This window comes from Profundicola chukchiensis, from assembly GCF_029664245.1.
Classification (GTDB): domain Bacteria; phylum Bacteroidota; class Bacteroidia; order Flavobacteriales; family Weeksellaceae; genus Profundicola; species Profundicola chukchiensis.
This window is the reverse complement of record NZ_JANAIE010000001.1, coordinates 123528-150137: the sequence shown is the minus strand read 5'-3', so window position 1 is coordinate 150137 and position 26610 is coordinate 123528. Positions and strand designations below refer to the sequence as shown.

At 34.7% G+C, this 26610-nt stretch carries 25 protein-coding genes; 13 read left to right on the top strand and 12 right to left on the bottom strand.

The features are described from left to right. Nucleotides 1–15: 15 nt before the first annotated feature. Nucleotides 16–771 (top strand): alpha/beta fold hydrolase, encoded by a 756-nt coding sequence (locus NLM59_RS00605; protein WP_304415795.1) that lies wholly within the window; start codon nt 16–18, stop codon nt 769–771. Nucleotides 772–849: 78 nt separating this feature from the next. Here the strand turns inward: NLM59_RS00605 and NLM59_RS00600 are convergent, their stop codons facing one another. Both NLM59_RS00600 and NLM59_RS00595 read right to left on the bottom strand, forming a co-directional pair. Beyond that, on the bottom strand, nt 850–1362 hold the full coding sequence (locus NLM59_RS00600; RefSeq protein WP_304415794.1) for a hypothetical protein: 513 nt from the start codon (nt 1360–1362) through the stop codon (nt 850–852). Nucleotides 1363–1368: 6 nt separating this feature from the next. Then, nucleotides 1369–2592 carry an endonuclease/exonuclease/phosphatase family protein gene (locus NLM59_RS00595; RefSeq protein ID WP_304415793.1) on the bottom strand — a complete coding sequence of 408 codons (1224 nt, stop codon included), beginning with the start codon at nt 2590–2592 and terminating at the stop codon, nt 1369–1371. 58 nt (nt 2593–2650) lie between these two features. Here NLM59_RS00595 and NLM59_RS00590 point away from each other — a divergent pair, with 58 nt between their 5' ends. Both NLM59_RS00590 and NLM59_RS00585 read left to right on the top strand, forming a co-directional pair. Continuing rightward, nucleotides 2651–5353 (top strand): TonB-dependent receptor, encoded by a 2703-nt coding sequence (locus tag NLM59_RS00590; protein WP_304415792.1) that lies wholly within the window; start codon nt 2651–2653, stop codon nt 5351–5353. Nucleotides 5354–5389: 36 nt separating this feature from the next. After that, nucleotides 5390–7366 (top strand): DUF5689 domain-containing protein, encoded by a 1977-nt coding sequence (locus tag NLM59_RS00585; protein WP_304415791.1) that lies wholly within the window; start codon nt 5390–5392, stop codon nt 7364–7366. Nucleotides 7367–7514: 148 nt separating this feature from the next. Here NLM59_RS00585 and NLM59_RS00580 read toward each other — a convergent pair whose 3' ends face one another. Genes NLM59_RS00580 through NLM59_RS00570 form a run of 3 tightly spaced genes read right to left on the bottom strand, consistent with a single transcriptional unit; the run spans nt 7515 to nt 9615 of the window. Then, entirely contained in the window at nt 7515–8282 is a 768-nt protein-coding gene (locus tag NLM59_RS00580) for an enoyl-CoA hydratase/isomerase family protein (RefSeq protein ID WP_304415790.1), read from the bottom strand. Between the two features lie 2 nt (nt 8283–8284). Beyond that, nucleotides 8285–9043, bottom strand: a complete 759-nt coding sequence (locus NLM59_RS00575; RefSeq protein WP_304415789.1) for an enoyl-CoA hydratase/isomerase family protein — start codon at nt 9041–9043, stop codon at nt 8285–8287. Then, nucleotides 9040–9615, bottom strand: a complete 576-nt coding sequence (locus NLM59_RS00570) for a hypothetical protein (RefSeq protein WP_304415788.1) — start codon at nt 9613–9615, stop codon at nt 9040–9042. Before NLM59_RS00570 ends, NLM59_RS00575 begins: the two co-directional genes overlap by 4 nt. 68 nt (nt 9616–9683) lie before the next feature. On the opposite strand from NLM59_RS00570, the gene NLM59_RS00565 reads away from it, so the two are divergent. From NLM59_RS00565 to NLM59_RS00550, 4 genes are all read left to right on the top strand, one after another. Further along, the gene (locus tag NLM59_RS00565) at nt 9684–10448 is read left to right on the top strand and encodes an exodeoxyribonuclease III (RefSeq protein ID WP_304415787.1); all 765 of its coding nucleotides are present in this window, start codon (nt 9684–9686) and stop codon (nt 10446–10448) included. Nucleotides 10449–10620: 172 nt separating this feature from the next. Further along, nucleotides 10621–11865 carry a PSP1 domain-containing protein gene (locus tag NLM59_RS00560; RefSeq protein ID WP_304415786.1) on the top strand — a complete coding sequence of 415 codons (1245 nt, stop codon included), beginning with the start codon at nt 10621–10623 and terminating at the stop codon, nt 11863–11865. Continuing rightward, nucleotides 11858–12319: a gliding motility lipoprotein GldH gene (locus NLM59_RS00555; RefSeq protein WP_304415785.1), complete on the top strand. Its 462-nt coding sequence runs from the start codon at nt 11858–11860 to the stop codon at nt 12317–12319. The genes NLM59_RS00560 and NLM59_RS00555 overlap by 8 nt, the downstream gene beginning before the upstream one ends. 1 nt (nt 12320) lies before the next feature. Next, nucleotides 12321–14648 carry a penicillin-binding protein 1A gene (locus NLM59_RS00550; RefSeq protein WP_304415784.1) on the top strand — a complete coding sequence of 776 codons (2328 nt, stop codon included), beginning with the start codon at nt 12321–12323 and terminating at the stop codon, nt 14646–14648. A 202-nt stretch (nt 14649–14850) separates the two neighbouring features. On the opposite strand, the gene NLM59_RS00545 is transcribed toward NLM59_RS00550, so the two are convergent. The 4 genes from NLM59_RS00545 to NLM59_RS00530 all read right to left on the bottom strand — a co-directional run bounded on the left by NLM59_RS00545 (nt 14851) and on the right by NLM59_RS00530 (nt 18953). Then, nucleotides 14851–16530, bottom strand: a complete 1680-nt coding sequence (locus NLM59_RS00545) for an ABC transporter ATP-binding protein (RefSeq protein ID WP_304415783.1) — start codon at nt 16528–16530, stop codon at nt 14851–14853. A gap of 66 nt (nt 16531–16596) precedes the next feature. Continuing rightward, on the bottom strand, nt 16597–17112 hold the full coding sequence (locus tag NLM59_RS00540; RefSeq protein WP_304415782.1) for a hypothetical protein: 516 nt from the start codon (nt 17110–17112) through the stop codon (nt 16597–16599). Nucleotides 17113–17558: 446 nt separating this feature from the next. Further along, complete coding sequence (locus tag NLM59_RS00535) at nt 17559–18305, bottom strand: uroporphyrinogen-III synthase (protein WP_304415781.1); 747 nt, start codon at nt 18303–18305, stop codon at nt 17559–17561. A gap of 21 nt (nt 18306–18326) precedes the next feature. Then, nucleotides 18327–18953 (bottom strand): DUF4271 domain-containing protein, encoded by a 627-nt coding sequence (locus NLM59_RS00530; protein ID WP_304415780.1) that lies wholly within the window; start codon nt 18951–18953, stop codon nt 18327–18329. Between the two features lie 62 nt (nt 18954–19015). Here NLM59_RS00530 and NLM59_RS00525 point away from each other — a divergent pair, with 62 nt between their 5' ends. Continuing rightward, nucleotides 19016–19738, top strand: coding sequence for a polyprenol monophosphomannose synthase (locus tag NLM59_RS00525; RefSeq protein WP_304415779.1), 723 nt, complete (start codon nt 19016–19018; stop codon nt 19736–19738). Next, nucleotides 19735–20109, top strand: a complete 375-nt coding sequence (locus NLM59_RS00520) for a DUF4296 domain-containing protein (RefSeq protein ID WP_304415778.1) — start codon at nt 19735–19737, stop codon at nt 20107–20109. The genes NLM59_RS00525 and NLM59_RS00520 overlap by 4 nt, the downstream gene beginning before the upstream one ends. Nucleotides 20110–20218: 109 nt before the next feature. Here the strand turns inward: NLM59_RS00520 and NLM59_RS00515 are convergent, their stop codons facing one another. Continuing rightward, nucleotides 20219–22531 (bottom strand): discoidin domain-containing protein, encoded by a 2313-nt coding sequence (locus tag NLM59_RS00515; RefSeq protein WP_304415777.1) that lies wholly within the window; start codon nt 22529–22531, stop codon nt 20219–20221. Nucleotides 22532–22707: 176 nt separating this feature from the next. Between NLM59_RS00515 and NLM59_RS00510 the strand changes: the two genes are divergently transcribed. The 3 genes from NLM59_RS00510 to gldD are packed head-to-tail and all read left to right on the top strand — an operon-like array spanning nt 22708 to nt 25110. Beyond that, nucleotides 22708–23169: a single-stranded DNA-binding protein gene (locus NLM59_RS00510; RefSeq protein ID WP_304415776.1), complete on the top strand. Its 462-nt coding sequence runs from the start codon at nt 22708–22710 to the stop codon at nt 23167–23169. A gap of 32 nt (nt 23170–23201) precedes the next feature. Next, a complete protein-coding gene (gene gldE / locus NLM59_RS00505) occupies nt 23202–24557 on the top strand; it encodes a gliding motility-associated protein GldE (protein WP_304415775.1) in 1356 nt (451 codons plus the stop codon). Continuing rightward, complete coding sequence (gene gldD / locus NLM59_RS00500) at nt 24547–25110, top strand: gliding motility lipoprotein GldD (protein WP_304415774.1); 564 nt, start codon at nt 24547–24549, stop codon at nt 25108–25110. The genes gldE and gldD overlap by 11 nt, the downstream gene beginning before the upstream one ends. Nucleotides 25111–25139: 29 nt before the next feature. On the opposite strand, the gene NLM59_RS00495 is transcribed toward gldD, so the two are convergent. After that, entirely contained in the window at nt 25140–25571 is a 432-nt protein-coding gene (locus NLM59_RS00495) for an exosortase F system-associated membrane protein (RefSeq protein ID WP_304415773.1), read from the bottom strand. After that, nucleotides 25568–26098 carry an exosortase family protein XrtF gene (gene xrtF, locus NLM59_RS00490; protein WP_304415772.1) on the bottom strand — a complete coding sequence of 177 codons (531 nt, stop codon included), beginning with the start codon at nt 26096–26098 and terminating at the stop codon, nt 25568–25570. The genes NLM59_RS00495 and xrtF overlap by 4 nt, the downstream gene beginning before the upstream one ends. 52 nt (nt 26099–26150) lie before the next feature. Between xrtF and NLM59_RS00485 the strand changes: the two genes are divergently transcribed. Next, a complete protein-coding gene (locus NLM59_RS00485; protein WP_304415771.1) occupies nt 26151–26597 on the top strand; it encodes a GAF domain-containing protein in 447 nt (148 codons plus the stop codon). Nucleotides 26598–26610: the final 13 nt, after the last annotated feature.

Below are 26610 nucleotides of genomic sequence, written 5' to 3'. Positions count from 1 at the left end.
AAAAAACGTATTGTCATGATGAAATTTAAAGATATAGGGAAAGGTAAGCCGGTAGTCCTTTTACATGGTTTTCTTGAAAACTCAAAAATGTGGGATGAATTCGCGGAGGAACTTTCAAAAGAGTATCGTGTAATTAGTCCAGATTTATATGGTCATGGTGAAACGGCCTCTATAGATGAGAAGCACACCATGGAAATGCAAGCTGCTGGTGTAATGGAAGTCTTAAATCATCTAGAGATTTCATCTGCTGCATTTATCGGACACTCTATGGGTGGATACATAAGTTTAGCTCTAGCACGTGACTATACAGATAAAGTTGAAAAATTAGGTTTGTTTTTCTCTAGCATACTTCCGGATTCTGAAGAGAAAAAAGAACAACGATTAAAAGCAGCTGAGACCGCACGAGAGGATAAGGATAATTTTGTGAGAATTGGGGTTAAGAATTTATTTGATCAAAATAATCTTTCGAATTTAAGAGACGAAATCGAAATTGCTAGATCTTGGGCTTATGAAATGCCTGTGGATGGTGTTACTTCTGCTTTAAAAGGTATGCGTGAACGTACTGATACCACAGAGGTGTTAGAAAAAGCTGATTATCCAATTCAAATAATTTTAGGTGAGTTTGATGGGGCTATTGATTTAGAAGAGTTCAAGAAAGTTATTCCAAATCGAGAAAACATTAAATTAAATGTATTGCCGATTGGGCACATGGGGCATTTAGAAGCGCCAAAGGAAAGTTTAGAAATCTTAAAGTCATTCTTAAAACGATAAAATAAATTTAAGATAAAAGCATAAAAAAACACTACTCGAAAGTAGTGTTTTTCTATTTTATCCAAGTTTTAATTCAATTTATAATCGAATAACTGTTCTCATAAACATATTAACTTCTCTATTTTTGATCATAGGAGGAGTTAGTTTTTCATCTGCTCCATTGATGTCTGAAACAACTTTCTGCATAATTCTTAAAGCTTCTTTGTGATAAGCCTCATCTCCACTTCTTACCATAAGATTCTCTATCGTGCCATCTCTCTTAATGGTATATTCCATAGTGATATCTGTTTCCTCGGCAGATGTAGACTTAAAGTTTAATTCTTCTTTAGCTTCAGCAATTAGATTTTGCATTTCATAATTAAAACATTCAAAGCCTTCTCTTAGTGTTTCTGTAGCCGTACAATTCGGAAATAAAGCCATTTTTGTAATTTGATTCGGGAAATATACTTCCTTCTCAAAATCAATTTTCATCACCGGCTTTAAAGCTTTTTTTGCTACGCTATGTGGTGCGGTATCTTCTGACTTTGAAGAAACTTGAGCCATTGAAAATATAGAACAGCTTATTAAAAACAGGCAAAGGAATTTTTTCATAAAAACTTACTTTTTAACTTTTCTTAATAATATTGAATAAACAGGGAAGTGGTCTGAGTATCCATTAGCATTGTAGGTGTCGCCGCCATACATTCTGTTAGGATAACCTTTAAATGAACCTTCTCTACTCACTAAATATAAAGGTGAGAAAATCTCTGTTCTATACAACTGGTATGAATCATAATCATCTCCAACCAAAGAGCTAGAAGTCAAGATTTGATCAAATAAATTCCATCCATCTCTATAAGCTAAAGTTCCAAAGCCTTTTTCGAACATGCTTCCGGTAGCATTAAATATATCACCATCTTTCACTTTTCTTTTCTTATCCACAGAATTTAAAACATTTTTAATGCTCGGAGAGTTCGGATCGTCGTTGAAGTCACCAACTGAGATGATTTTAGCATCTTTATCTTCCTCGCGAATTTCATTAAATATCGATAACATTAATTCTGCAGCAGCTTCTCTTTTGTGAGAACTAGCAGCTTCTCCACCTCTACGAGATGGCCAGTGATTTACAAGAAAATGCATAGGCTCACCATCTAATAAAGCATCAACTCTAAGGATATCACGCGTGTAATCTCTTCTGCCGTTCGTATTATAAATCTCTAGTTCATATTTCTGTGTTTTAGTTACAACTACTCTATCTTTTTGATAAATTAAACCAACATCAATACCTCTTTTATCTAAAGAGTTGTAATGAACCACACCATAATTAAATGGTTGTAGCAAAGGCATAGCAATTAAATCCTCAATAACTTCACGGCTTTCCACTTCGGCAAGACCAACTACCACAGGAGCGGTTCCTGTAACATCTGCACCCATTTCAGAAATAACTTTACTCAAGTTTCTAAGCTTTTGGTTGTACTTGGTTTCGTCCCAAGCTTTTGGTCCATCTGGGGTGAATTCATCGATTAGGATTAACTCACGAACAACCTTTTTTCCTTTAAGGTTCTCTTCTGTTAATCTACATTTACAGTCAACAGTGTCGTATTTAGGGATGTCTTCACGCTTTATATTAATATGGTAGAATTCATCCTGATAATCCTTGTTACCATCAATTAACCCAGCGGATGGGTAAATGTCAAATAAATTTTCTACATTGTAGAAGCCAACGGTTGCAGCTTGGAATTGATTCTCTTGTGCAATTGTGAGATTTGAAATAAATAAGAAAACTAACACTAAATATGCTAAGTCTTTCTTAAATTTGTAGCTCGAAACTAAAATATTCATAATTTAAATTTTGTGATCTAATTTTATTCGTACAAAAATATAATAAAAATTTTCTTTCATGATAAGAATATGGTTAACGTTTGTAGTTTTACTTTTGACTACGCAAATATTCAGCCAAACGAAGGTGACTGGTACGGTGAAATCCTCAATGGATGAGAAGCCAATGTACAACATTAATGTTTTGCTGAATCCGACAAATGTATCGGTTACAACAGACCGATTAGGATTTTTTCAATTATCAGATGTAGCGCCAGGCGATTACACCATCGAGGTGAATCAAATGGGCTATGATTCTTTTGTTCAAAAGATCACGGTAGGTGAGGAACCTTTAGAATTAGGAGATATTTTACTTTCCTACAATCCACAGTCCATGAATCTTGGGGTAATCTCATTGTCAGATGAGGAATTATCTTCAGATGAGTCAAGTTCTCAATCTTCTGTGGGTCTATTGTCAGCATCTAAAGATGTATTCGCTCAAGCAGCAGCTTATGAATTAGGTGCCTATTGGTTTAGAACTAGAGGATATGATAATAAGTACAGTGATGTTATGTTCAACGGTGTTCGAATGAACAAAGTTGATAATGACCGTGTGGATTTTGGTAACTGGGGTGGATTAAACGATGTAACTCGTTATCCTGCTGAGGTAACTTATGGTTTAGAGCCTTCGGATTATACATTCGGGGATTTAGGAGGTGTTATGTACATTGATACAAGACCTTCAACGATGAGAACAGGAACCAGCCTTTCTTACTCTTTAGCAAATAGATCTTACCGTCAACGTGTTATGGCAACTCATAATACAGGTTTAAACAAAAACGGATGGGGATTCATGGCTTCAGGTTCTAGAAGATGGGCTAACGAGGGTAGAATCGATGGTACATTCTATGACGCTTGGGCTTACTATTTAGGAGCTGAGAAAAAAATTAATGACCAGCATACCTTAAACTTAACTGTGATGGGTGCTCCATACAGAAGATCAACTAATTCTCCTGCAACACAAGAGATTTATGATCTTATGGGAACAGGATACAATGCTTATTGGGGTTATCAAAATGGTGAGAAAAGAAGTGAGCGTATTAAGAAAAATCACGAACCAATGGGACAGTTAACGCACCACTGGGACTTTAGTGAAAATTCTAAATTAACCTCAACTATTTCATACCAAACAGGTAAGAACGGTGGTTCAAGATTAGATTGGTATAAGGGTAATAATCCTTCTCCTATATATTATAGAAGAATGCCAAGTTTTGATGATTCTAGTTTAGCTGCATGGCAAAACAATGATACTTCTTTTACACAAATCAACTGGCAAGATATTTATACAGCCAACTTAAATCAGGCTGATGGTCACGGTGTTTATGCTTTAGTTAGTGATGTAAACGAAGATGATATTTTAGCTTTTAGTTCTACATTAAGAAGTCAGTTAAATGATAAAACAACTTTATTTGCTGGAGTTAATTATAAGTCAACAAATTCTGAAATCTATAGAGAATTAGATGATTTATTAGGGGCTCAATTCTACTGGGATATTGATGACTATGCAGATCCAGGACAGTCTGGTAACTACGATGAATCTAATCCTAACAGAAAAGCATACGAAGGAGACAGAATTCAATATAACTACGAAACTACACATGATGTAATGGATGCTTGGGCATCTGCTAACTTCAAAGTAGAGAAGTTTGATGTTACTTTAGGTGGTAAGTTATCTAATACTTCAATCCAAAGAAATGGGTTGTTTGATAACTACCAATACACGAATTCTTATGGGGAAAGTGAGAAGCATGATTTCTTAGATTATGGAGCAAAACTTCAATTAATCTATAAAATTGATGGTAGAAACTTCATTACTGCAAATGGTGCTTATTATACAAATGCACCAACTGTGAATGATGTATTCCCACAAGGTAGAGAAAACAACTCTTCTATTCCAGATTTAGAAAGTACTAAAGTTTCTTCTGCTGACATTAACTATATCCTACGTGGATCTAAAGTTAAAGCAAGATTAACAGGATACTTCACTAAAACTGCAGATGAGGTAGAAACTTCATTCGGGTATTTAGATTTCGAAGATGCTAACTTGTTTACTGCAGAGGTTTTATCAGGAGTTGATAAGCAATACTTCGGAACTGAAATCGCAGTTGATGCACAATTAACAACTAGAATTAGAGCTAAAGCAGTAGCGTCAATCGGACAATACACTTATGCCAATAATCCAGATTTATACTATTTCTCTGATGACTATGCAGAAGAAGGTGGATATAGATACTTAGGAACAAGTTATTTGAAAGATTACAAATTAGCTGTTTCTCCTCAAAAAGGTTATTCATTAGGATTTGAATACCGCGATCCAAAGTATTGGTGGTTTGGTGTAACCGGAAACTTCTTAGCTGACAATTATGTAGACATTTCTCCATCTAGAAGAACTGATAGATTTATTAGAGATCAGTACGGGGATTTATATCCACAAGTGACTGAGGAAGGATTAAGAAGAACTTTACAGCAAGAGAAATTTGACGATCAGTTTATGTTAAATGCAAATGCTGGTAAAACTTTCAGATTTGGAGATTACTATATGGGAATTAGCTTAACTGTTAATAACGTATTAGATAATAAAGATTATAGAACAGGAGGATTCGAGCAGTTGCGTGTAGCTAACTACAACAATGCGCAAGACGAAAACTACATGAAAACATTTGGTAATAAATATTGGTATGACCAAGGTTTAAGTTATTTCTTGAACGTATTCTTAAGATTCTAAATAAAAACTCAATAATTAAAGTAAAAAAATATAAAGATGAATAAATTTTTTAAAAACGTATTTATAGCAACTACTGCCCTTTTAACGGTATCTAGTTGTGTGGATAACGACGATTTTGATATTCCACCAGTGAATTGTAATGATCGTTGGGAAGCTAATACAGATATTGCAGCTGTTAAAGCATTAAACGATACTAGTACGCCATTCCAAATTACAACAGATTCTGTTTTAGAAGGATATGTTGTTTCTAGTGACGAAACTGGTAACTTCTTTAAATCAGTAGTTATTCAAGATTCTCCAAGCAACCCAAGCGCGGGTATGACAATTGAAATGGATGTTACAAATACCTACACTAGATTCCCAGTGGGAAGTAGAGTATTAGTTGACCTAAATGGTTTATACGTAGCAAAAGATAGAGGGTCTTATAAAGTAGGTTCTACATTTGATACAGACGGTGTTGTGAGAGTAGGTAGAATGGCTGAGGTTGATGCTTTAGCACACGTTGCCGCTTCTTGTGAGCCAGTTGTTGAAATTACTCCTCAAAGTTTTTCTCGTATCCCTGACGCTTTGAACGAATCTAATGTTAATACTTTAATTAGATTAGAAAACGTTCAATTCCAATCAGCTGGAAATGGTCAAACTTACTATGATGAAAATAACGCATTCGGTGGTGCAACCAACGTTGTTGTAGAAGATTCAGAAGGTAATACAATGGTATTAAGAACGGGATCTTTTGCTGACTTTGCTGCTGATATTTTACCTGATGGAAGTGGTTCTTTAACGGCAGTTTTATCTGCTTACTCAAACAGTAACAACGTAACGCCTTCTACATACCAAATGTTTATTAGAGATACATCTGATGTAAACTTTGATCAACCAAGAATGGATATCGTTAGTGGTATTGGAGCTATTGGTGGTGGAAATGCATCATTCGAGGCTTGTTATGCAGAAGATTTCACAAGCTTTAATGCTGATCTTGTAAACTTTGCTGATTATATCAACTATGCTTATAATGGAGATAGATATTGGACTGTTAAAGACTTTGGTGGAAATAAATACATCCAAATGACAGCATTTAACGCAAACGCTGAAATTGAAACTTATTTCATTATTCCAGTAAACTTTAGTGATGCAGATACTTTCTCATTCAAATCTAAAGATGGTCACAACAATGGTAACCCATTATCTGTTTATTATACAACTTCATACCAAATTGGTGATGACGTAAACCCTGCTTCGTTAACAGATATTACATCTGAGTTTACAATCTCTACAGGTAATACAAACGGATACGGTGATACATTCGTTGCTTCAGGTGATTATGATTTATCAGGTATTACTGGAAACGGTGCGATCATGTTCAAATACTCTAGCGCTGGTGGTGTAACAACTACTATTCAGTTAGATGATATTATGGTGGTTAATAACGACGATCCTAACTGTGGAACTGATGATGGAGGAAATGGTGGAGTTGATCCAGAAGAGCCATCAGAAGATGCCGAAGCATTATTTGCTGGTTATAATTTCGAAAACTGGGCTGCGTTTACAGGTGGATTAAACAGTTTTGGTCTTAAAGACTATGCTACTTTAAGCGAAGGTACTGGTGTAGACGGAAGTAATTCATTACACATCTCAACAGATCCGTCAACTACAGATGGAAACGATTATGTGTTTACTTCTCTTGCAATCGCGGGTCTTCCAACAACTTATTCTAAGATTAGCTTCTACATGAAAGGAAGCTCTTCTAAATCAGTTTCTTTAAATGTTTACAAAGCAGATGGATATTACAAGTTTAACTTAGGTGATTTAACTTCTAGCACTACAATTGTAGATGCGCCATCTAACCAGTATACAGGAACTATTAATACAGGTGGAGAGTGGGTATTGGTAACTTTAGATTTATCATCAATCTCTGACTTAAACGTTTCTAACACATCTGAAGCTTTATTTGCTTTAAAGATTGGTAAAAATGCAGATTACGACTTACATTTCGATAACTTTACTATTGAGTAATTGAACTTAAGTTGCAATAGGCACTTACAGATAATAGAAAAGAGTGAAAGCTATATGCTTTCACTCTTTTTTTTGTAGTCTAAATTCAAGTACAAAAAAAGCGACTAATTTGACTTAGTCGCTCATGAATTTATGGGTTAAACGCGATTTAGAAATTAGGTTTTCTCTTCTCTAAAAACGCAGTGGTACCTTCCTTAAAATCTTCAGCATCGAACAACTCCCCGAAAGCATTAATTTCTGCTTCAAAGCCTTTATCGGAATCAGATAAGTTGATCACTTCAATCGCTTTACTAATTGCCACAGGTGAGTTGAAAGCAATTTTAGAAGCAATTTTCTTAGCTCTAGGTAATAACTCATCTAACGCAACAACCTCGTTAACCAAGCCAATTTGTTCTGCCTTCTCAGCTTTAAACATTTCAGCAGTCATAATAGCTTGCATCGCTCGTCCTTTACCTATTAATTTTGGTAATCTTTGGGTTCCACCATAACCAGGAATTAGACCTAAAGTAACTTCTGGTAAACCTAAAAGAGCATTGTCAGAAGCGATTCTAAAATGACAAGACATTGCCAATTCTAAACCACCACCAAGTGCGTAGCCATTCACAGCTGCAATAACCGGCTTTTTTAGATTTTCTATTTTATTGAATAAAATCGTTTGTCCCACCTGTGCTAATTGTTGACCTTGTTTGCCATCAAAATCCTTGAATTCTTTAATGTCAGCACCGGCTACAAATGCTTTTTCGCCACTTCCTGTAAGAATAATCACTCGGATGTCTTCATTGGATTCTAATTCTCCAAAAGCATTGCTCAACTCTTCAATAGTTTCTTTGTTTAATGCGTTTAAAGCTTTTGGACGATTAATCGTAATCAATCCAATTTTATCCTCAGTTGATATTTCTAAATTATTATAAGTCATTTTTATTTTGATTTAAATTTATTTAAAGTTTCTTTTGTGAAGTCAGATAAAACTAATTTACCGCTCATAGCAGCACGCTGTGGCATAATTTCATCCCAATTAGCTGCATTTTCCCAAAAGATTGATTTTAAGTTTTGCATAGCCTCTGGACTATATTTAGAAAGTTGCTGGCTAAATTCTTGCGTAGCTGCTTTTAATTCTTCTTCTGTTTTAAAGACTTTGTTATAAAACCCATTGTCTTTACACCATTCAGCTGAAACCCATTCTTTTGGATTTAAAGTTAATTCAGAAAAAGCATTTACGCCGATTTTTCTAGAAATAGCTGGTTCTATCACAAAAGGACCAATCCCAATTGATAATTCGCTCAAACGAATACTTGCATTGTCCATTGCTAAGGCATAGTCACACGCCGCAACGATTCCAACGCCGCCGCCAACTACTTTGCCTTCTACACAACCAATGATAAACTTAGGGCAGTTTCTCATGGCTAGAATTAAATTGGCAAAACCAGAAAAGAATTTTTTCCCAGTTTCAAAATCTTCAATCACTAATAATTCATCAAAAGAAGCTCCAGCACAGAATACTTTTTCACCAGCGCTTTTTAAAACAATTACCTTAGCCTCTTTATTTTGACCTAGTTCATCGATGGTTTTTATTAGTTTTTCTAATTGAAAAGTAGGAAAAGAATTTCCTTTCGGATGATAGAATTCTATCGTAGCCACTCCATTTTCAATTTCATAATTTACGTATGCATCACTCATAAGTTAAAAGCATTTAATATTTGTTCATTTAATAATAATCTCAACATTTGTCCGTCTTGCTTGTTGGCATTTAAGAATCTCCAAACACCCGCCGTTGATTCATCAGAAATTGCTAAATTCTGAGAACGGATCATAATGTCAAAAGTCTTGGTTTCTTCGTTATAACTTACATTGGCGTTAGAAAATGCCACTTTCAGAAGGTTTAAAGACTCTTCCGTATTTAAACTTTCCTCATCCTTAAACTTCAGCCTCATAAAGTTGTTATACTCAATCATAGCATATTTATCTCCATCTATGTTCTTAACATCAGATACTTGAATATCATAATTAGTTGGTAAAATAACAAGTGAGAAATCTTCATTGTCTAGCATTGAAGTCATTAATTCAACCATTTGCTCTTTACTTGCAAATTCGAAAACTTTAGGGTAAGTGTAATCCAAGACCTCGGCAAAATCCTTATTCAAAGAGTTTTCTATGATCTTTTCCATCATCGGAAGGATTTCTGACTTGTCTTGGGCATGTAAATTCAAAGACAAGAAAATCATGCTGATAATGAGGAAGGATTTTTTCATATTTCCAAAGTTAAGTTTTTAATTATAAATTGAGAAGCTTAATTTGCACTGAAGAATTTAAAAAAGACATGAAAGTAATATCATATAATGTAAATGGAATTCGCGCAGCGATGAAAAAAGGTTTAATTGAATGGGCAGCAGCGGTAGAGCCCGATGTTCTATGTATTCAAGAGACCAAGGCGCACAAAGAACAAGTTGATTTAGACGTTTTAGAAAAAGAAGGTTACCATCATTATTGGCACTCAGCAGAAAGAAAGGGTTATAGTGGCGTGGCCATTTTGACTAAAATTGAGCCCAATCACGTAGAATATGGAACTGGTGTTGAACAGTTAGACGGAGAGGGGCGTGTGATTAGAGCCGACTTTGATCAGTTTTCAGTTATTTCGGTTTATGTTCCATCGGCTAGCAATGCAGCGAGGCTTGGATTTAAAATGGAATTCTGCGAAGCATTTCTGAAATATATCGCAGAACTTCGAAAAACACACCCGAAATTGGTGATTTGTGGTGATTACAATATTTGTCATCAACCCATTGATATTCACGATCCGGTGAGATTAAAAAACACCTCTGGTTTCTTGCCTATGGAGAGAGAGTGGCTAACAAGGTATATTGATGAGTGTGGTTTAGTTGATTCGTTTAGAGAATTTAACTCAGAGCCTGATCAATATACATGGTGGAGTTATAGAGCAAATGCGCGTAATAATAACAAAGGTTGGAGAATAGATTATCATATGGTAGCGGAGGATTTAAAGGATAATTTAGTTCGCTCGGTGCACTTGCCAGAAGCTAAGCACTCCGACCATTGTCCAATAATGCTTGAACTAGCATTTTAAAAAAGAGAAATATTTATAAGTATTTAATGATTTAATTTAACTGAAAAATTAGGGAAAATCATTGATTTTAGGATATTTTTCAATTTAAATAATGGCTTGATTGCGAGAGTGATAATTATTTTAAATTTTAATTTCATTTATTTCCGTAATTTTGCAACTAAGAAATTAATATATGGCATGTAGTGGATGCAGCACAGAGAATGGATTGCCAAAAGGATGTAGGAATAATGGTGCCTGTGCCTCGGGAAGTTGTGAGAAACTTCCAGTTTTTGATTGGTTAGCGAATATGTCGCAACCAGTTGATATACTTAAATTTCCTTATGTGGAAGTTAAGTTTAAAAACGATAGAAAAGAGTTTTATTATAATATAGATAATCTACCCTTAGTGGTAGGCGATGTAATCGCAGTTGAAGCCAATCCAGGTCATGATATAGGAAGAGTTTCCTTGTCTGGCGAATTGGTGAGATCTCAAATGAAACATCGCAAAGTTAAACCTAGCGAGGCGCTACCAAAAATTTACAGAAAGGCAAACCAAAAAGATATAGATGTATGGCAAGCTTGTCGCGAAAAAGAACATCAAATGATGTTAGATGCTAGAAGAATCGCGCGCGAGATAGGCCTAGAAATGAAAATATCTGATGTAGAATACCAGGGAGATGGTTCTAAAGCCACCTTCTATTATACATCCGAAACAAGAGTAGACTTTAGACAATTAATCCGCGAGTACGCTTCTGCATTTAGATGTAGAATCGAGATGAGACAGATTGGTTTCAGACAAGAGGCTTCTAAATTAGGAGGTATTGGTTCTTGTGGACGAGAGTTATGTTGTTCTACTTGGTTAACAGACTTTAGGTCGGTAAGTACTTCGGCAGCAAGATATCAGCAACTTTCGATTAATCCTCAAAAGATTGCAGGTCAGTGTGGTAAACTAAAATGTTGTTTGAATTATGAACTAGATTCTTATTTAGACGCATTGAAAGACTTTCCAAGAACGGATTTATTATTAGAAACCGAAAAAGGAAAGGCCTATTGTGTTAAGATTGATGTTTTTAAGAAAGAAGTATGGTTGGCTTATCAAGACCCGAGATTATCGACTTGGTATAGTTTTAAAGCGGATAAGGTTCAAAAGTTCTTAGCCGAAAATAAGGCAGGAAAACCAACGAAGTCTTTAGAAGATCTTAATCAAGAATATAACGAGGTAGCAAGTAGTTTTAATAAGGATATTATTGAAGAAAACTCGCTTCAACGTTTCGAAACACCTAAGTCTAAGCGTCGTAGAAAAAGAAATAAGAATACTTATTCTAAAAATAAAAATAAGTCTTCGGATAAAACGAAGACAGATGGCACGACTAATGCTAAAAGAAAACCGAATAAAAAACGTTATAAAAAGACTAAACCCAAGAAAAAAGGTGATTAAATCAAGATATCTAATAATTCTAGGAATATTTTTCTTAGCCGCTTGTCAGCAAAATAATTTTTATTTTGAAGAAGTGGCTAAGGTCGGTTCTAGTTGGAAATCTACGGATCCTAAAACATTTACGGTTCCCGTGAAAAATCCTGATCAAGAATTCACGATGTATTTCATTTTAAGAAATAATAGTGAATACGCATACAGTAATATCTATTTATTTACGGAGCTCAAATCCCCACAAGGCGAAAGAGTAGTAGATACTTTAGAATATCAGTTGGCTTATCCTACAGGTGAGTGGATGGGATTTGGAATGGGTGATATTAAGCAAAATACACTTGTTTATAAAGAAAAGGTAGCGTTGAAAGATACGGGTGTTTATCAAATAAATGTGGCTCAAGCCATGCGTGAAAACGACCTAATTGGAATAGAAGATATCAGTTTAATGATTGAAAAAAACTAAGATGGAACAACCTCAAAAGAAAAATAAAAAACGAAATCCGTGGGTGTGGAGAATCATTGCCCTTTTTTGGATACTTCTATTATTAGGCGTTGGAACTGTGTTTGGAATTATCTATGGAACCTCTATAGGTATGTTGGGGCCATTACCAGACGTTAAGGATTTAGAAAATCCTGAGATTAATGTGGCTTCGGAGATTTACTCTTCTGATGGTAAATTAATTGACAAATTCGAAAGTGAGAAGCGTATCCCTATTAAATATGATGATATTCCTGAGCATTTAATTCAGGCTTTATATGCAAGAGAGGATATTAGATATAATGATCACTCGGGTATTGACGGAGAGTCTGTTCTACGTGCAATTTATAGTTTAGGTAAAGATGGTGGAGGAAGTACGATTACACAGCAGCTTTCTAAACAGTTATTTACCAAGAAAACAGCCTCTAGTAAACTAGAGCGTGTAAAGCAAAAACTAAAAGAATGGGTTGTTTCTGTTCAATTAGAACAACGCTATACCAAGGAGGAGATTGTTACCATGTACTTGAACAAATTTGACTTTGTTTATAGAGCAAATGGTATTCAGGCGGCAGCTAGAACTTATTTCCAAAAGGATGTTCAAGATTTAACGGTAAGTGAATCAGCTGTATTTGTTGCTATGCTTAGAAACCCTAATATGTTTAATCCTCATAGTCATCCAGAAGCGGCTAAGAAGGAAAGAAATGTGGTTTTAAGTCAAATGATGAAATATAACTTTTTATCAGCAACTGAATATGATCAATTAAAAGATGAGCCAATTGAAACTAATTTTTTAATGCTGAAAACTAGTGTGAAAGAAGCTTATTCGGCTTACTTTAAATATGCAATGCAGAGAGAACTTCAGCAATATTTTGAAGATTATGAAGAGGAATTTGGAATTAAATACGACCTATATCGTGATGGTTTAAAGATTTATACTTCTATCGATTCTCGTATGCAGAGAATGGGTGAGGAGGCGATTAAGAAGCATTTAGTAGGATTACAAAAGCAATTTTTTAATTCTCAAAAAGGGCGAAAATTAGCGCCATTCTATAATATTTCACAAAGCCAAGCTCAAGATATTTTTGAGACCGGAATGAAACGTTCATATAAATATCAAGAATTAAAGGCTAAAGGCTTAAACGACGAAGAGATTTTAGAAGAATTCAATAAACCTAGAGAGTCAGTTCAGTATTTCACATGGGATGGAATCGAAAGAAAAGAGAATGTTTCTTGGATGGATTCGATTAAATATCACAAACACATTATTCAAGCGGGGTTATTATCCATGGATCCTAAAGATGGAACTATTAAAGCTTGGGTTGGTGGAATTGATTGGGATTTCTTTAAGTATGATCACGTTAAACAAGCTAAAAGACAGGTTGGATCTACATTTAAGCCATTTGTTTATGCTACGGCAATTCATCAGATGAACTATACGCCATGTCATAAAATATCAAACGATAGATTTAAGGCGGGTAACTGGCAACCTCAAAACGCTGGACGAGCTTATGGTGGGTATTTATCATTAAGACAAGGACTTGCGCAATCAGTGAATATGATTTCTGCGAGGTTAATTTCTGAAAGTGGACCAAAGGCTGTGATTCAATTAGCAAAAGACTTGGGCGTGGAATCGGAAATTCCAGAAAACTTAACCATTGCACTGGGGTCTGCTGACCTTACATTATATGAAATGGTGGGAGCTTATAGTACGTTTGCGAATCAAGGGATTTATATAAAACCAGAATATATTTTATCAGTAGAAGATAAAAATGGTAAAATTATCAAAGATTTCGAGCCATTAACTCGTGAGGTTTTAAGTGAAGATGTTGCCTATACCATGGTGGATTTAATGGAAGGAGTAATCGAAATTGGTACAGGTAAAGGAATTAGAAATTACGGAATTACCGCTGAGGTAGCTGGTAAAACAGGAACCACCAACGAAGGTTCGGATTCATGGTTTATTGGTTTAACGCCAAACCTTGTTACAGGTGTTTGGGTAGGTAACGAAGATAGAGCAGCTCACTTCCCAGGTTGGCAATCTCAGGGAGCTAAAATGGCCTTGCCTATTTGGGCTTATTATATGAAAGATGTTTATGATCAAGGTTCAAAACTTGGAGTTAAACAAAGTGATAAATTCGAGAAGCCACCAGGAATTGATGAAAGATGGGATTGTAGCTCATTACAAGGTTTCTACAACTTCGGAAACATTGGATCGATGGAGGATAACAAGCCTAAAGTTCAACAACAAGTAAGACAGAAAACGATTAATGAAATGTTATCTTCGGATAGTGATACTATCGACTTTAGTCAGTAATAAGAGACTTTTGTTGTAATGTCGAAACATTTCATTGAATAATATTTGTATAATCAAATAATATTTCCTTATCTTTGAGATGTTGTTAAATTATAGTTTAACAGTTTTTTCATAGGTTTAGGTTAATTTAATAGGTTAGTTCCCTTTCAGCAATGAAAGGGAATTTCTATTTTAAACTAATTTCAAAGTAGTGGGAATGTCCTTAAAGTTTAGGAATAGCCGCAATTAAATCAGAAGTATACTGTGTTTTTGGTTTTTTGTAAATCTCATCAGCATCTCCATATTCTTGGATTTCACCATATCTCAACACAATCAATCGATCGCTCATATATTTCACAACCGATAAGTCATGGGATATGAAGATATAAGTAAGATTAAACTCATCTTTAAGCTGATTTAAGAGGTTTAGAACTTGTGCTTGCACCGATACGTCCAAAGCTGAAACACTTTCGTCACAGATGATTATTTTAGGCTGTAGGGCTAATGCGCGAGCTATACCAATACGCTGTCTTTGTCCACCAGAGAATTCATGCGGATATTTGTTTAAAGCTTCTTTGTTTAAGCCAACTTTTTCTAATAACTCACCCGCAATTTGTTTTCTTTCCTTGGTGCTCTTTCCAATATTGTGAATTAACATAGGTTCGGTAATGATTTGCATTACACTTTGCCTAGGATTTAAACTAGAATAAGGATCCTGAAAGATAATTTGAATATCTTTTCTAATCGATCTAATTTGACTCTTGCTTAATTCAGTTAAATTCTGACCCTGATAAATTATATTTCCGTCGGTTGGCTTTTCTAATAGCAAAAGGGTTCTACTTAAAGTTGTTTTTCCACTTCCAGATTCTCCAACTAATCCTAAAGTTTCTCCTTCATAAAGTTCAAAACTTACATCCTCCACGGCTTTCACTTGTTGTTTGTTTTGAGAGAAAAAACCGCCGCTTGATTCAAAATACTTGAATAAATTCTTAATTTCTAAAATAGGCTTTTTAGAATAAATCTTCTCAAATCTTTCTTTTCTTTCTTCAAGTGTTTCTAAGGTATTATCAATTTCGACTCCTGAGGTAAAATCACTGATTACAGGAAGCTTTTTCAACCTGCCTTCTAATCTTGGGCGACAGGCGATTAATCCTTGCGTATAACTTTGCTCTGGGTGATTAAATATTTGCTGAACTGGGCCTTGTTCTACAATTTTACCCTGATACATCACAACCACACGATCACAAATCTCGGCGATAACACCTAAATCATGAGAAATGAAAATAATACTCATTCCTAAATCTTGTTGTAATTCCTTTAATAACTCAAGAATAGATCGCTGAACCGTAACATCCAATGCCGTTGTTGGTTCGTCTGCAATCAACAATTTAGGTTCAGAGGCCAGCGCCATAGCGATCATCACACGTTGCTTTTGTCCTCCAGAAAGTTCGTGTGGATATGCCTTATAAATACGTTCAACATCCGGTAATTTCACCTTTTCAAATAAAGATAAAACTTTGGATTTAGCTAATTTTAAATCTTGCTTTTTATGTTGTAATATGTTTTCTATAACCTGTTGACCACATCTCATACTTGGATTTAGTGACGTCATCGGTTCCTGAAAAATCATTCCAATTTCATTACCTCGTATGGATTCATTTGATTCTTGAGCTAAGTCAATAATTCTATCATCCAATCTAAATGGAATTTTACCACTAGTCTTAGCGTTTTTAGGTAATAAGCCCATAATAGCTAAGGATGTTAAGGATTTACCTGAACCAGATTCTCCTACAATACCTAATATTTCCCCTTTTTTAAGTTCAAAGTTGATTTGGTCTATCACCACCTTATTATCGAAGGATAGGCTAAAGTTTTGTATTTCGAGTAAATGATCCGTATTCATGTTTCAAAAATAGGCATAAAAAAAGTCCCTCGAAAGGGACTTTTATTTCTTATCTAATTATTGGAATTATTTTCCTTTAATAAGGTTGTAGTTTACACCAACACCTGCGTTAGCAATAGATCCGTTATCAGAAACACCTGCGTAGTAAGCAAAGATATTCCAATCATTATTATGGTATCCAACTTCTGGACGGTAGTAGAATCCGCCTCCATCAACATTGTCACCTACTAAGAATCCATATCCTAAGTCAGCTCCAACAAAGAAGTTTTGAGTTGGATAGTAACGGAATAAAGCAGCAACTGGAACAACACCAAAGTCATCCATATCAAATTTGCGTCCTGCAATATCCACTTCTTTTCCAAAGTAGTTAGTATAACCAGTAGCTACACCAATACCAAAGCTTTCTAAATCCAGAAATTGGTATTTAGCGTCAACACCTAAAGCAAATGAAGAAATATCTCCAGCATCACCTACAGGAATACCTGCGTGAATACCTACTTTAAGCCAGTTTGATCCTTCTGTTTGTGCATTAGTAAATGCAAAACCGATCAACAACATAAATAAAACACTTAATTTTCTCATAATATTTTTATTTGTTTAGCCTTCTTTAGATTCAAAGTATATGCCAAACAGATTTAAAAGTTAAAATATTAACATATCTAAGATGAAATAGAATAAGCTCAATACGGGATTTAACTGACTAATTATGGTCTTTAAAGAAAGAACCCTTTAAGGTTAATAAGTGGTTAGTCTTATTAAGCGCTGATAGTCAATGTTATTAATTATTGTTTGAGTATGTTTTAATGATATATCCTAAAAAGCTAATGATTCGTTATTGTTTAGGTTAACAACTTGAACATTAGAATATGTTAAAGCAAAATGGAGCAATTAGCGTGGCTAGGATTTAATTTCATTTTATTAACCCAGTCTCTATGTGCTTAAATCTTAGAAAAGTTAAACGCATAAAAAAGCGACTGATTTATCAGTCGCTTTGCTTTTTTCATATTTAAATTCAAGAGAATTTAAAATTACTTCTTATTTACTTTTTTGATATACTTTTCTAAAGCCATGGCCATAGAAGGAGTCTCTGGAGTAGGAACAGGAATATCTATTTTTAAACCTACTTTTTTAGCTTCGGCAACAGTTGTTTTACCAAAAGCTGCAATTTTTGTATTCTCTTGTTTGAAATCAGGGAAATTTTCTAATAAAGATTTAATGCCTGAAGGGCTAAAGAATACCAAGATATCATATTTAACATCAGTTAAGTCAGATAAATCGCTGCAAACTGTGTGGTACATAATAACTCGCTGCCAATTTAGTTTTTCAGAGTTCATTGTTTTTACAATCTCTGGTTTCAAAGTATCAGATGATGGTAAAAGGAATTTCTCGTCTTTGTGCTTTTTAAGAATTGGCTTTAAGTCTGTAAAGGTTTTTCCGCCGATATAAACTTTACGCTTTCTGTAAACGATATATTTCTGTAGATAGTAAGCTACTGCTTCTGACTGACAGAAATACTTCATGGCATCTGGCACCGGAAACCTTAATTCCTCCGCTAATCTAAAATAGTGATCAACGGCATTTCTACTAGTAAAAACAACCGCAGTAAACTTAGCTAAATCCACTTTTTGTTGACGAATATCTTTAGCAGATAATCCTTCAACATGAATGAAAGGTCTAAAATCAACTGTTACTTTTTGGGTTTTACTAAGGTCAAAATAAGGTGAAGAATCCGTTGTTGGCTTTGGCTGAGATACCAGAATAGATTTTACTCTCATAGTTTTCTTTAAGTTTTAATACTATCCATTCCAATGGTTTATAACATACAGAATAGGTAGGATTTCGAGCATGCAAAGGTACAAAATAAAATAATACGAACCATACAAGCCATACAAGCCGTTTTTGCGTAACTGAAAGATATATTCAAACAAATTCATGATAACTATGATGCCTAAAGAGACATAGAACATTATTTGTTGATCAACATCCGAATAATATAAAAACATTACCGAAACTAAGAGGGCGAAAACACCAAATAACCTGAAGTAAATCTTGGCTTTTATGATGTCTTTATAGTATTCATCTAGGCCTAATAGGTAGATTAATAAGGTGTTAACTATGAATTTTATAAAAAGCCATAGAAAAACTACACCAAATAGGTTAAAAACAGGTGGCCAGTCAATAATATGCCAATTTAGGTTGGTAAAAGGATAGAAAACAAGGCCAATGAGGGTAATCAGCATCGCATTGGTCATGAATGCAAATGGTAGAAAATTCTCTTGATTTTCTTGGAAAATAGTAAGCGTTCCCAGGGATGCATAATTACGTTGGAACATAATTCGAGATACGCCCAATAAGACGATAATGCTTAATAGGACTATAAAAACCCACGAATTATCCGTGAAAGATCTTGCAATTGGCTCCAAATTTGATTTGTTTTGCGACAAATTTATGAAATTATCTTGTTAACCTTTGTTATCTTTGCCCGATGCCAGACAAACTTGTAATTATACCTACTTATAACGAAAGAGAGAACATCGAACGTATTCTAAACGTTACTTTGGAATTGCCTGATGCATTTCATATTTTGGTTGTAGATGATTCTTCGCCCGATGGTACAGCAGAGATTGTTAAAGATTTGATGCTTAAATATCCGGGTAGACTATTTTTAGAGGAACGAAAGGTTAAGGATGGTTTAGGAAGAGCTTATATTCACGGTTTCAAGTGGGCATTATCTAAAGAGTATAATTATATTTTTGAAATGGATGCCGACTTTTCGCATAATCCAAATGATTTACCAAAACTTTGGAAAGCATGTGTAGACGGTGCAGATATGTCGGTAGGTTCTCGTTATTCCCAAGGTGTGAATGTGGTCAACTGGCCCATGAAGAGAGTTTTGCTTTCTTACTTTGCTTCTAAATATGTTCGCTTTTTTACGAGCATGCCGATCCATGATACAACAGCAGGTTTTGTTTGCTATACGCGTAAGGCGTTAGAAAGTTTAGACTTAGACAGAATTAAGTTTAAAGGCTATGGTTTCCAGATTGAAATGAAATATAAGGTTTGGAAAAAAGGATTAAAAGTCGTTGAAGTGCCTATTATTTTTACGGATAGAACTTTAGGCGAATCAAAAATTAGTAATTCTATCGTTAAGGAAGCTGTTTTTGGCGTGATTGAGCTGAGAATAAAAAGTATGCTAGGTCGATTATGAAAAAGCTAATCATTTATTCACTCATGTTCTTCACTTTTTTGGCTTGTAATAAAGAAATGGAGAAGCCAGAGGATTTAATTCCAAGAGAAACCATGGTTTCCATTCTTAAGGATGTGTACGTTTTTAAGCAAGTTAAAAATTACAGAGTTGCCAAAGATCTTCCTGCAGAAGAGGAAGCTAATGTTGAGGTACTGAGAAAGCATAATGTTAGTTTAGATCAATTTAAAAGATCCTATCAATATTATATCATAGATAATGCGGCTTATGATGTTCTTTTAGACGAAGTAAAAAAAGAATTAGAGGCGGAACTTCCACCTGAAGCTCTAGAAACAAAAGAGGTTGACAAAACACTCCCTCCTTCTGCTCAATAAATTATTTTGATTCAGGTTTAATACCTGTCCTAATTATTCAGAAAATCTTATCAAAAGAAAAAGGCGACAAATGATTGCCGCCTTCTGCTAATTTTAAATCTAGTGTTTATTATTTAATGATAAACTTAGTTGCTGCCATTTGTTTTTCATTATAAACTTTAATGAAGTAAACGCCCGAAGTTAAATCTTCCACATTAAATGTGTAACTATTTAACTCAGCAGCATTATTAAACGTGTATCGCTTAATTGCAGCACCATTCGTATCATAAATCTGCAAGTTTAATTTTTGCATTTCATTTTCTAAGTAAACTTTAAAAATACCATTAGTTGGATTAGGTAATACTGATAATTTATTATCAATTACCGGTTGAACTTCCTTAGTGCTTAAAACTCCCAATGGGTTATTGCTTTTGTAAACTGCATAAGCTCCAATTCTATAGTGTGGATTATATCCGTCGTTACAATTGGCACAAGTCACACCACTAACACACTCTGGGTTATTAGGATGACAATAATCTACATAATCTAATTCAAGCTCATAATCAAAAGCAAAGCTCTCTCCAATGTGAGGTGTTAAGTCATAGATATATGGTTTTGCAATTGCCCCCGGACACCATCCAGCTCTAGCATGATACCAAGTCCCCATTTGCCCTGTACATCCATCTGGGTTTGGATTACAAGTTACTCTCATACTTTGTTCAAAAGTATTACTTCCATTTACGTTAAAGTGATGATTTGCATAATAAAACTCAGCTGCATTACCTGTATTATTAGCACCCCAACCATGACCTGTAGTTACCACTCTGAAGCTTGCTTCTTCTGTGCTCAAAGGTGCATCAATAGTCGCTTGCGGGACAGGTTGTAAATCCGCTAAATCACCAAAATTATAAGTTCCATGCCATACTTCTTCTATTTCAGAGTATCTATATTCTGGCGTTCCTTGGTAATAATGAAGTTTCAACTCAAGCTCCCAGCCACCGGTTCCCCAAGTTTCAATGTACATTCTAAATTCAACTTCACCTTGTAATAAACTTGCAAAGTCAGTTACATCTAATTCATGGTCACAAGCCACACCATAAGGAGTAATGTATCGAATTAATTCTACCCATTCTCCATCAGGATTTTTAATTTGTAAGTAGCCTAATCTATCCCAGTCGTCGCATCCTCCTGGAACATTTGGACATGTAACATTGAACTCAGCTAAAATTTGATCATAAGCTCCTACGAATTGTGGCATTTCATAGGTTCCATAATACCATTGTGAACCAATCGAACCAAAATCTATTACCGCATTTTGTAATGTTGTTACTTCGCGGGTATTAATGGTATTAGTAACCTCAACAGTTTTGAACAAAGATTGTGTCATGCCGTTACTAGCATAAGATTTAATCTCAATGTTGTGTGTGCCATACTCACTTGGCGTCCACCATGCGAAATAAGAATTGTTACCCTCTTCAGTTTCTAATAATTCCCCATTTACATAGAATTCCATATTACTAATGCTTAAAACTTCATCCTCTGCAATTACAGAACTTGCGATTAGTTTATAAGCATAAAGAGCTGGCATTTCAATCGGATAAGCTGAGGTGATTCTAGTTATAATTTCAGGTTGAATAGTTGAAAGGTCAACTACATCAAAACTTCTGAAAACTTCACTTAAATAATAATCAGTGCTTGCCTCTTGATAAGCACGAACCTCAACGACGCCACCATCTCCTGTAAGGCTTAAAGTGTTCCCGGAAACAGTTGCTGGTCCAGATACAACTTCATACTGAATAGGCGTAGACGTATTAGAAGATGCACTTAATTCAAAGTCATTATCTGTGGTGTAATGCTGCTCAATTTCATCAAATACTAAAACTTGATTGTTTTGACCTGTCGCCGAACAACCATCACCCGAAATTTGAGTTGCTTTAATTTCTGAAATAGCTACGTGGTTGTCATTAGAATAGTTGGTGTTAAAAACCAATTTAAAGTATTGAGCATTCACAGCTCCAAATTCAAAGGATGCTGTTTGACCCGTGTCATTTGGATTAGGATAAATTAAATCCCCAGCAGCTTGTAAAGGTTCCCAAGTTTCACCATCTAAACTTAGGTACAATTCATATCCTTTTGCTTTATTATAAGGATTGTCGTGTCTAGATCTAATTGAAATACCATTAATTGGGTAAACTGCACCCATATCAATGCTTATAAAATGAGGGAATTCAGCCGTGAAATTTTGCCATCTAGTATGCCAAAAAGTATTGTTATTATTGTCAATGGCGTGTATCGCATGGCCATTGTTTGGGCCTTCTCCATTGGTTTCCTCTGTGTCAAAGGAATGCACAGACCACCCAGTTCTGTCGATATCTAAACTTTCGCATTGTGCTGACAAAGCAACGAAGAGAAAGCTTAGGAATAAAGTAAAAGTATGTTTCATATTAAATTATTTTAAGAATTCTAAAAATAAGTAATTTTAAAAATATAAATCGACCTTAAGCTTAGCTAATTATTAGAAAGTTTAGGAATTTACTTGAAAAATTGATTTAAAATCCATAAAATCAGTCTGATTTAATTTGCTTGTTATATTTTTGTACTTTTGATAGATAAATTATTATGAGTGGATCATTAAATAAGGTAATGTTAATTGGAAACTTAGGCGATGATGTCAAAATACATTACTTCGACGATAAGAATTGTATTGCTCGCTTTCCTATGGCTACCAATGAAACCTATACCCTAAGAGAAAGTAATGAACGTGTTACCCAAACAGAGTGGCACCGAGTAGTTACTAGAAATAGGTTGGCGGAGCTATGCGAAAAATATTTATCTAAAGGTGATACGGTTTTTGTTGAAGGTAAAATAAAAACTAGAAAATGGAATGATAATGGTGTAGATCGCTATCAGACTGAAATTCATGCTGAGACCATTCAATTTTTAAATACAAAAAAATCAAGTGGACAAAGCGAGGAGGCTAGCTACACAAGACCTAGTGAAGAATCTAAGTCAGATACTCAAGTTAATGATTCGAATGAGGACAATTCTTCAAACGAATTAAATGATGATTTACCGTTTTAACTTCATTAAGATTTTTAATTAAATAATTTAAATTGGAACCCGAACCCACGAGTTTATTATTCTTTTTACAAAGTTACTCTTCAGCTACAGTAACCCTAGAAATTTTTGCCCTAATCGTACTGCTTTTCTTATCCGCACTTATGTCTGGATCGGAGGTGGCTTTCTTTTCATTGAAGAAAAAGGACATCGATGTAGCCAAAGATGATAAACAACCACGCATTGAACTTATTCAGAAATTACTTAGGAATAAGAAGAAACTTCTAGCAACTATTTTAGTTGGGAACAACTTTATTAATATAGGAATTGTTTTGCTTTCAGCTTATTTGTCAGCAAATATAATTCACCCTTACTTAGAAGGTTTAAGCTTTTTGGGGATTAATTTTACAGTAATTTTTGATGTAATTATTATTACTTTCATCTTGTTATTGTTTGGGGAGATTATACCAAAAATTTATTCTGCCCAAAATGCCTTGAAGTTCTCTCAATTCACTGCGCCATCTATTCAATTTGCTCAATTATTGACCAAACCAATTGCGCTCCCATTATTGTGGATGAGTAATTTGCTTGAAAAAAACTTGAAAACTTCTCATAAAATTTCGGTAGATCAATTATCTCAAGCTTTGGAATTAACTTCTGAAGATGCTATGACGACTTCTGAAGAGCAGAAAATACTAGAAGGAATTGTAAGCTTCGGGAATACAGAAACTCGTCAGATTATGACGCCTCGGGTGGATATGTATGCGCTGAGGTTAAACATGACTTTTGATCAGGTGATTAATGGAGTGTCAGATAAGGGATATTCTCGCGTTCCAGTGTATGATGACAATATCGACGAAATTAGAGGGATTTTATATGCCAAAGACTTATTGCCGTATTTGAACAAAGAAGAGGTGGATTGGGTGAAATTGCTTCGTAAACCATTTTTTGTTTCAGAGAATAAAAAGTTGGATGACTTGCTAAGTGATTTTCAGGATAGAAAAACACACTTGGCAGTTGTGGTGGATGAGTATGGAGGAACCTCAGGAATCGTCTCTTTAGAAGATGTATTAGAAGAGGTTGTAGGTGATATTTCAGATGAGTTTGATGATGAGCAGATTTATTACTCAAAATTAGATCATGATAATTTCTTATTCGAGGGTAAAACTTCCCTAAAGGATTTCTTTAGATTGATGGAGGTTGAGGAAGAAGATTTATTTGATGAACATAAGGGTGAGGCAGAAACACTAGCTGGTTTTGTTTTAGAAATTGCACAAGAGGTACCCAATAGAAGACAAAAAATCACGTTTGAGAATTACGTTTTCGCGATTGAATCTTTAGATAAAAAGAGAATTAAACGAATTAAAGTTACACGAACCCCAAGAGTAGAAGAAAATCAAGATGATGAATAAGTTGATGTTGCTATTTAGTGTTTTATTCTTATTTGTAGCCTGCAAAGATGAAAGTATTCCAAAGCCTTATGGAAATGTTAGGTTAGAATATGCTGAGGCGAATTACATCGATTTTAAAACGGAATGTTCTTATACTTTTGAGTATTCTGATAGAGCGCAAAAAAAGCCAAAAGACTCATTATGTGCCTATGATTTATATTATCCAAAATTAAAAGCTACGATCTATTTGACCTATGAAGAAATAGGCGAAGAAGGTATAGTTTCTCTTATCCGCGATGCTGAGAAGGCAGTTTACGAGCCTCATACGACCAAAGCGGAATATATCGAGCCAAAATTGATCGTTCGCCCGAATGAAAAAGTTTATGGAACATTGTATGCCTTAGGTGGAGAATCAGCTATGAACTATCAGTTTCACGTAACAGATAGCACCAAAAACTTCTTGAGAGGTGCGGTTTACTTTAGATCACATCCAAAACCAGATTCTTTATCTCCAGCTTTAGACTACATTAGAAAAGATGTAGAACATTTAATGGAAACAATTCGCTGGAAATAGATTTTAAGTAAATTTTAAATTTACTTAACTTAAGCTTCCTTTTGCTTCTTATAGAACCAAATTGCTGGAACTAGAATCAGTAACATAATGGGTTGTAGAAGAAACCTTCTGACATAAAACCCAGCTGTGAACACTTCCTTAAATTCTATATTTATAAAATAGGTATACAGGGATATAAATGGAATGAAGAAGATTAAAAGGATTAATAAAGAGAACTTTAAAATCTTCGCATCATTAAAAATAAGCTGAATTATTCCAAGCGTTATCAATGCGTTCAAAGCATATCTGCTGCTAATACTTAATAAATGTTTACCCAATTGAATTTCTGGGAATGCAGCGTGATGAAAATCTCCCTTAAAAAAGGCTAAAATAGGATCATAGAATAGTTGTGTTTCGTATTTGCGAACCATCACCAAACCAATGATTAATATCACAACCAATAAACCTCTTAGGATTTTCATTTCTTAAATGCGAATTTGTTGACCCAAATAAACCATAAAACCACAACCATTCCATAGATAATCGCTGGGAAAAGGTAGTCATGTGCACTTTTAGAATATTCCGGTAAATGCCTGTAAATGTAGGTTAATAGGCTAATTCTAAAAATATTTGTCACTAATAAAAGAACTAATCCGCCAAGGACATAGCTTAAGGTTCTAAGGATTCCATTTGAAAATGCAACGATAAAGGAAATGAAAATAATTACGACTGAAAGAGCGTTACAACCTTCGTTGACCAAGGAAGCAAATTCGCCATCAAGAAAAAATCTTTTATGGGTTTCGCCTTCAACTTGCACCGTATAAGCATCAAAACCAACTGCTCTCATTAGAGACGCAGAAACATCTGCCATCCAACTTGTAATGGGGTCTGTTATGTTTTGTTCGTATAAATAGGGCTGTAAATACCAACTATAAATAACGGTAAGGACGATATAAACCAAAAAGAATTTGGCGATAAATAATACAATAGGTTTAAATTCCTTCCACATAAATGCAAAAATACGAAGATTTAATTCACTAATTTTGTCAAAATAAAATTAAATGAATCCCATGCAAAAACGTTTAGACACAATTTTAAGCTCAAAACAAGAAACCAATGCAAAACTTCAAATGATTTGTCAGTTATTACACGACGAATTTGAACATTTTAATTGGGTTGGATTTTATTTCAAAAATGGCGATAAAGATGAACTTAAGTTAGGTCCATATGTTGGAGCTGCTACGGATCACACGATTATTCCATATGGTAAAGGAGTTTGTGGTCAAGTGGCTGTTAGCAATGAAGCTATGCTTGTAAATGATGTTCATGAAGAGTCAAACTATCTTGCATGTAGTATTGAAACTAAAGCCGAAATTGTAGTTCCTATTTTTAAGGATGGAGTTAACATTGGGCAAATTGATATAGATTCTCATTATAAAGATTCTATCACAGCAGAGGATAAAGCCTTATTAGAGGATTTAATGACCAAAGTGGCTGAAATTCTATAAACAAAAACGCATT

What these genes read in the sequence shown, in the direction of transcription:
- NLM59_RS00605 (WP_304415795.1), top strand. Translation starts at nt 16, where the DNA reads ATGATGAAATTTAAAGATATAGGGAAAGGTAAGCCGGTAGTCCTTTTA.
- NLM59_RS00600 (WP_304415794.1), bottom strand. Translation starts at nt 1,362, where the DNA reads ATGAAAAAATTCCTTTGCCTGTTTTTAATAAGCTGTTCTATATTTTCA.
- NLM59_RS00595 (WP_304415793.1), bottom strand. Translation starts at nt 2,592, where the DNA reads ATGAATATTTTAGTTTCGAGCTACAAATTTAAGAAAGACTTAGCATAT.
- NLM59_RS00590 (WP_304415792.1), top strand. Translation starts at nt 2,651, where the DNA reads ATGATAAGAATATGGTTAACGTTTGTAGTTTTACTTTTGACTACGCAA.
- NLM59_RS00585 (WP_304415791.1), top strand. Translation starts at nt 5,390, where the DNA reads ATGAATAAATTTTTTAAAAACGTATTTATAGCAACTACTGCCCTTTTA.
- NLM59_RS00580 (WP_304415790.1), bottom strand. Translation starts at nt 8,282, where the DNA reads ATGACTTATAATAATTTAGAAATATCAACTGAGGATAAAATTGGATTG.
- NLM59_RS00575 (WP_304415789.1), bottom strand. Translation starts at nt 9,043, where the DNA reads ATGAGTGATGCATACGTAAATTATGAAATTGAAAATGGAGTGGCTACG.
- NLM59_RS00570 (WP_304415788.1), bottom strand. Translation starts at nt 9,615, where the DNA reads ATGAAAAAATCCTTCCTCATTATCAGCATGATTTTCTTGTCTTTGAAT.
- NLM59_RS00565 (WP_304415787.1), top strand. Translation starts at nt 9,684, where the DNA reads ATGAAAGTAATATCATATAATGTAAATGGAATTCGCGCAGCGATGAAA.
- NLM59_RS00560 (WP_304415786.1), top strand. Translation starts at nt 10,621, where the DNA reads ATGGCATGTAGTGGATGCAGCACAGAGAATGGATTGCCAAAAGGATGT.
- NLM59_RS00550 (WP_304415784.1), top strand. Translation starts at nt 12,321, where the DNA reads ATGGAACAACCTCAAAAGAAAAATAAAAAACGAAATCCGTGGGTGTGG.
- NLM59_RS00545 (WP_304415783.1), bottom strand. Translation starts at nt 16,530, where the DNA reads ATGAATACGGATCATTTACTCGAAATACAAAACTTTAGCCTATCCTTC.
- NLM59_RS00540 (WP_304415782.1), bottom strand. Translation starts at nt 17,112, where the DNA reads ATGAGAAAATTAAGTGTTTTATTTATGTTGTTGATCGGTTTTGCATTT.
- NLM59_RS00535 (WP_304415781.1), bottom strand. Translation starts at nt 18,305, where the DNA reads ATGAGAGTAAAATCTATTCTGGTATCTCAGCCAAAGCCAACAACGGAT.
- NLM59_RS00525 (WP_304415779.1), top strand. Translation starts at nt 19,016, where the DNA reads ATGCCAGACAAACTTGTAATTATACCTACTTATAACGAAAGAGAGAAC.
- NLM59_RS00520 (WP_304415778.1), top strand. Translation starts at nt 19,735, where the DNA reads ATGAAAAAGCTAATCATTTATTCACTCATGTTCTTCACTTTTTTGGCT.
- NLM59_RS00515 (WP_304415777.1), bottom strand. Translation starts at nt 22,531, where the DNA reads ATGAAACATACTTTTACTTTATTCCTAAGCTTTCTCTTCGTTGCTTTG.
- NLM59_RS00510 (WP_304415776.1), top strand. Translation starts at nt 22,708, where the DNA reads ATGAGTGGATCATTAAATAAGGTAATGTTAATTGGAAACTTAGGCGAT.
- gldD (WP_304415774.1), top strand. Translation starts at nt 24,547, where the DNA reads ATGATGAATAAGTTGATGTTGCTATTTAGTGTTTTATTCTTATTTGTA.
- NLM59_RS00495 (WP_304415773.1), bottom strand. Translation starts at nt 25,571, where the DNA reads ATGAAAATCCTAAGAGGTTTATTGGTTGTGATATTAATCATTGGTTTG.
- xrtF (WP_304415772.1), bottom strand. Translation starts at nt 26,098, where the DNA reads ATGTGGAAGGAATTTAAACCTATTGTATTATTTATCGCCAAATTCTTT.
- NLM59_RS00485 (WP_304415771.1), top strand. Translation starts at nt 26,151, where the DNA reads ATGAATCCCATGCAAAAACGTTTAGACACAATTTTAAGCTCAAAACAA.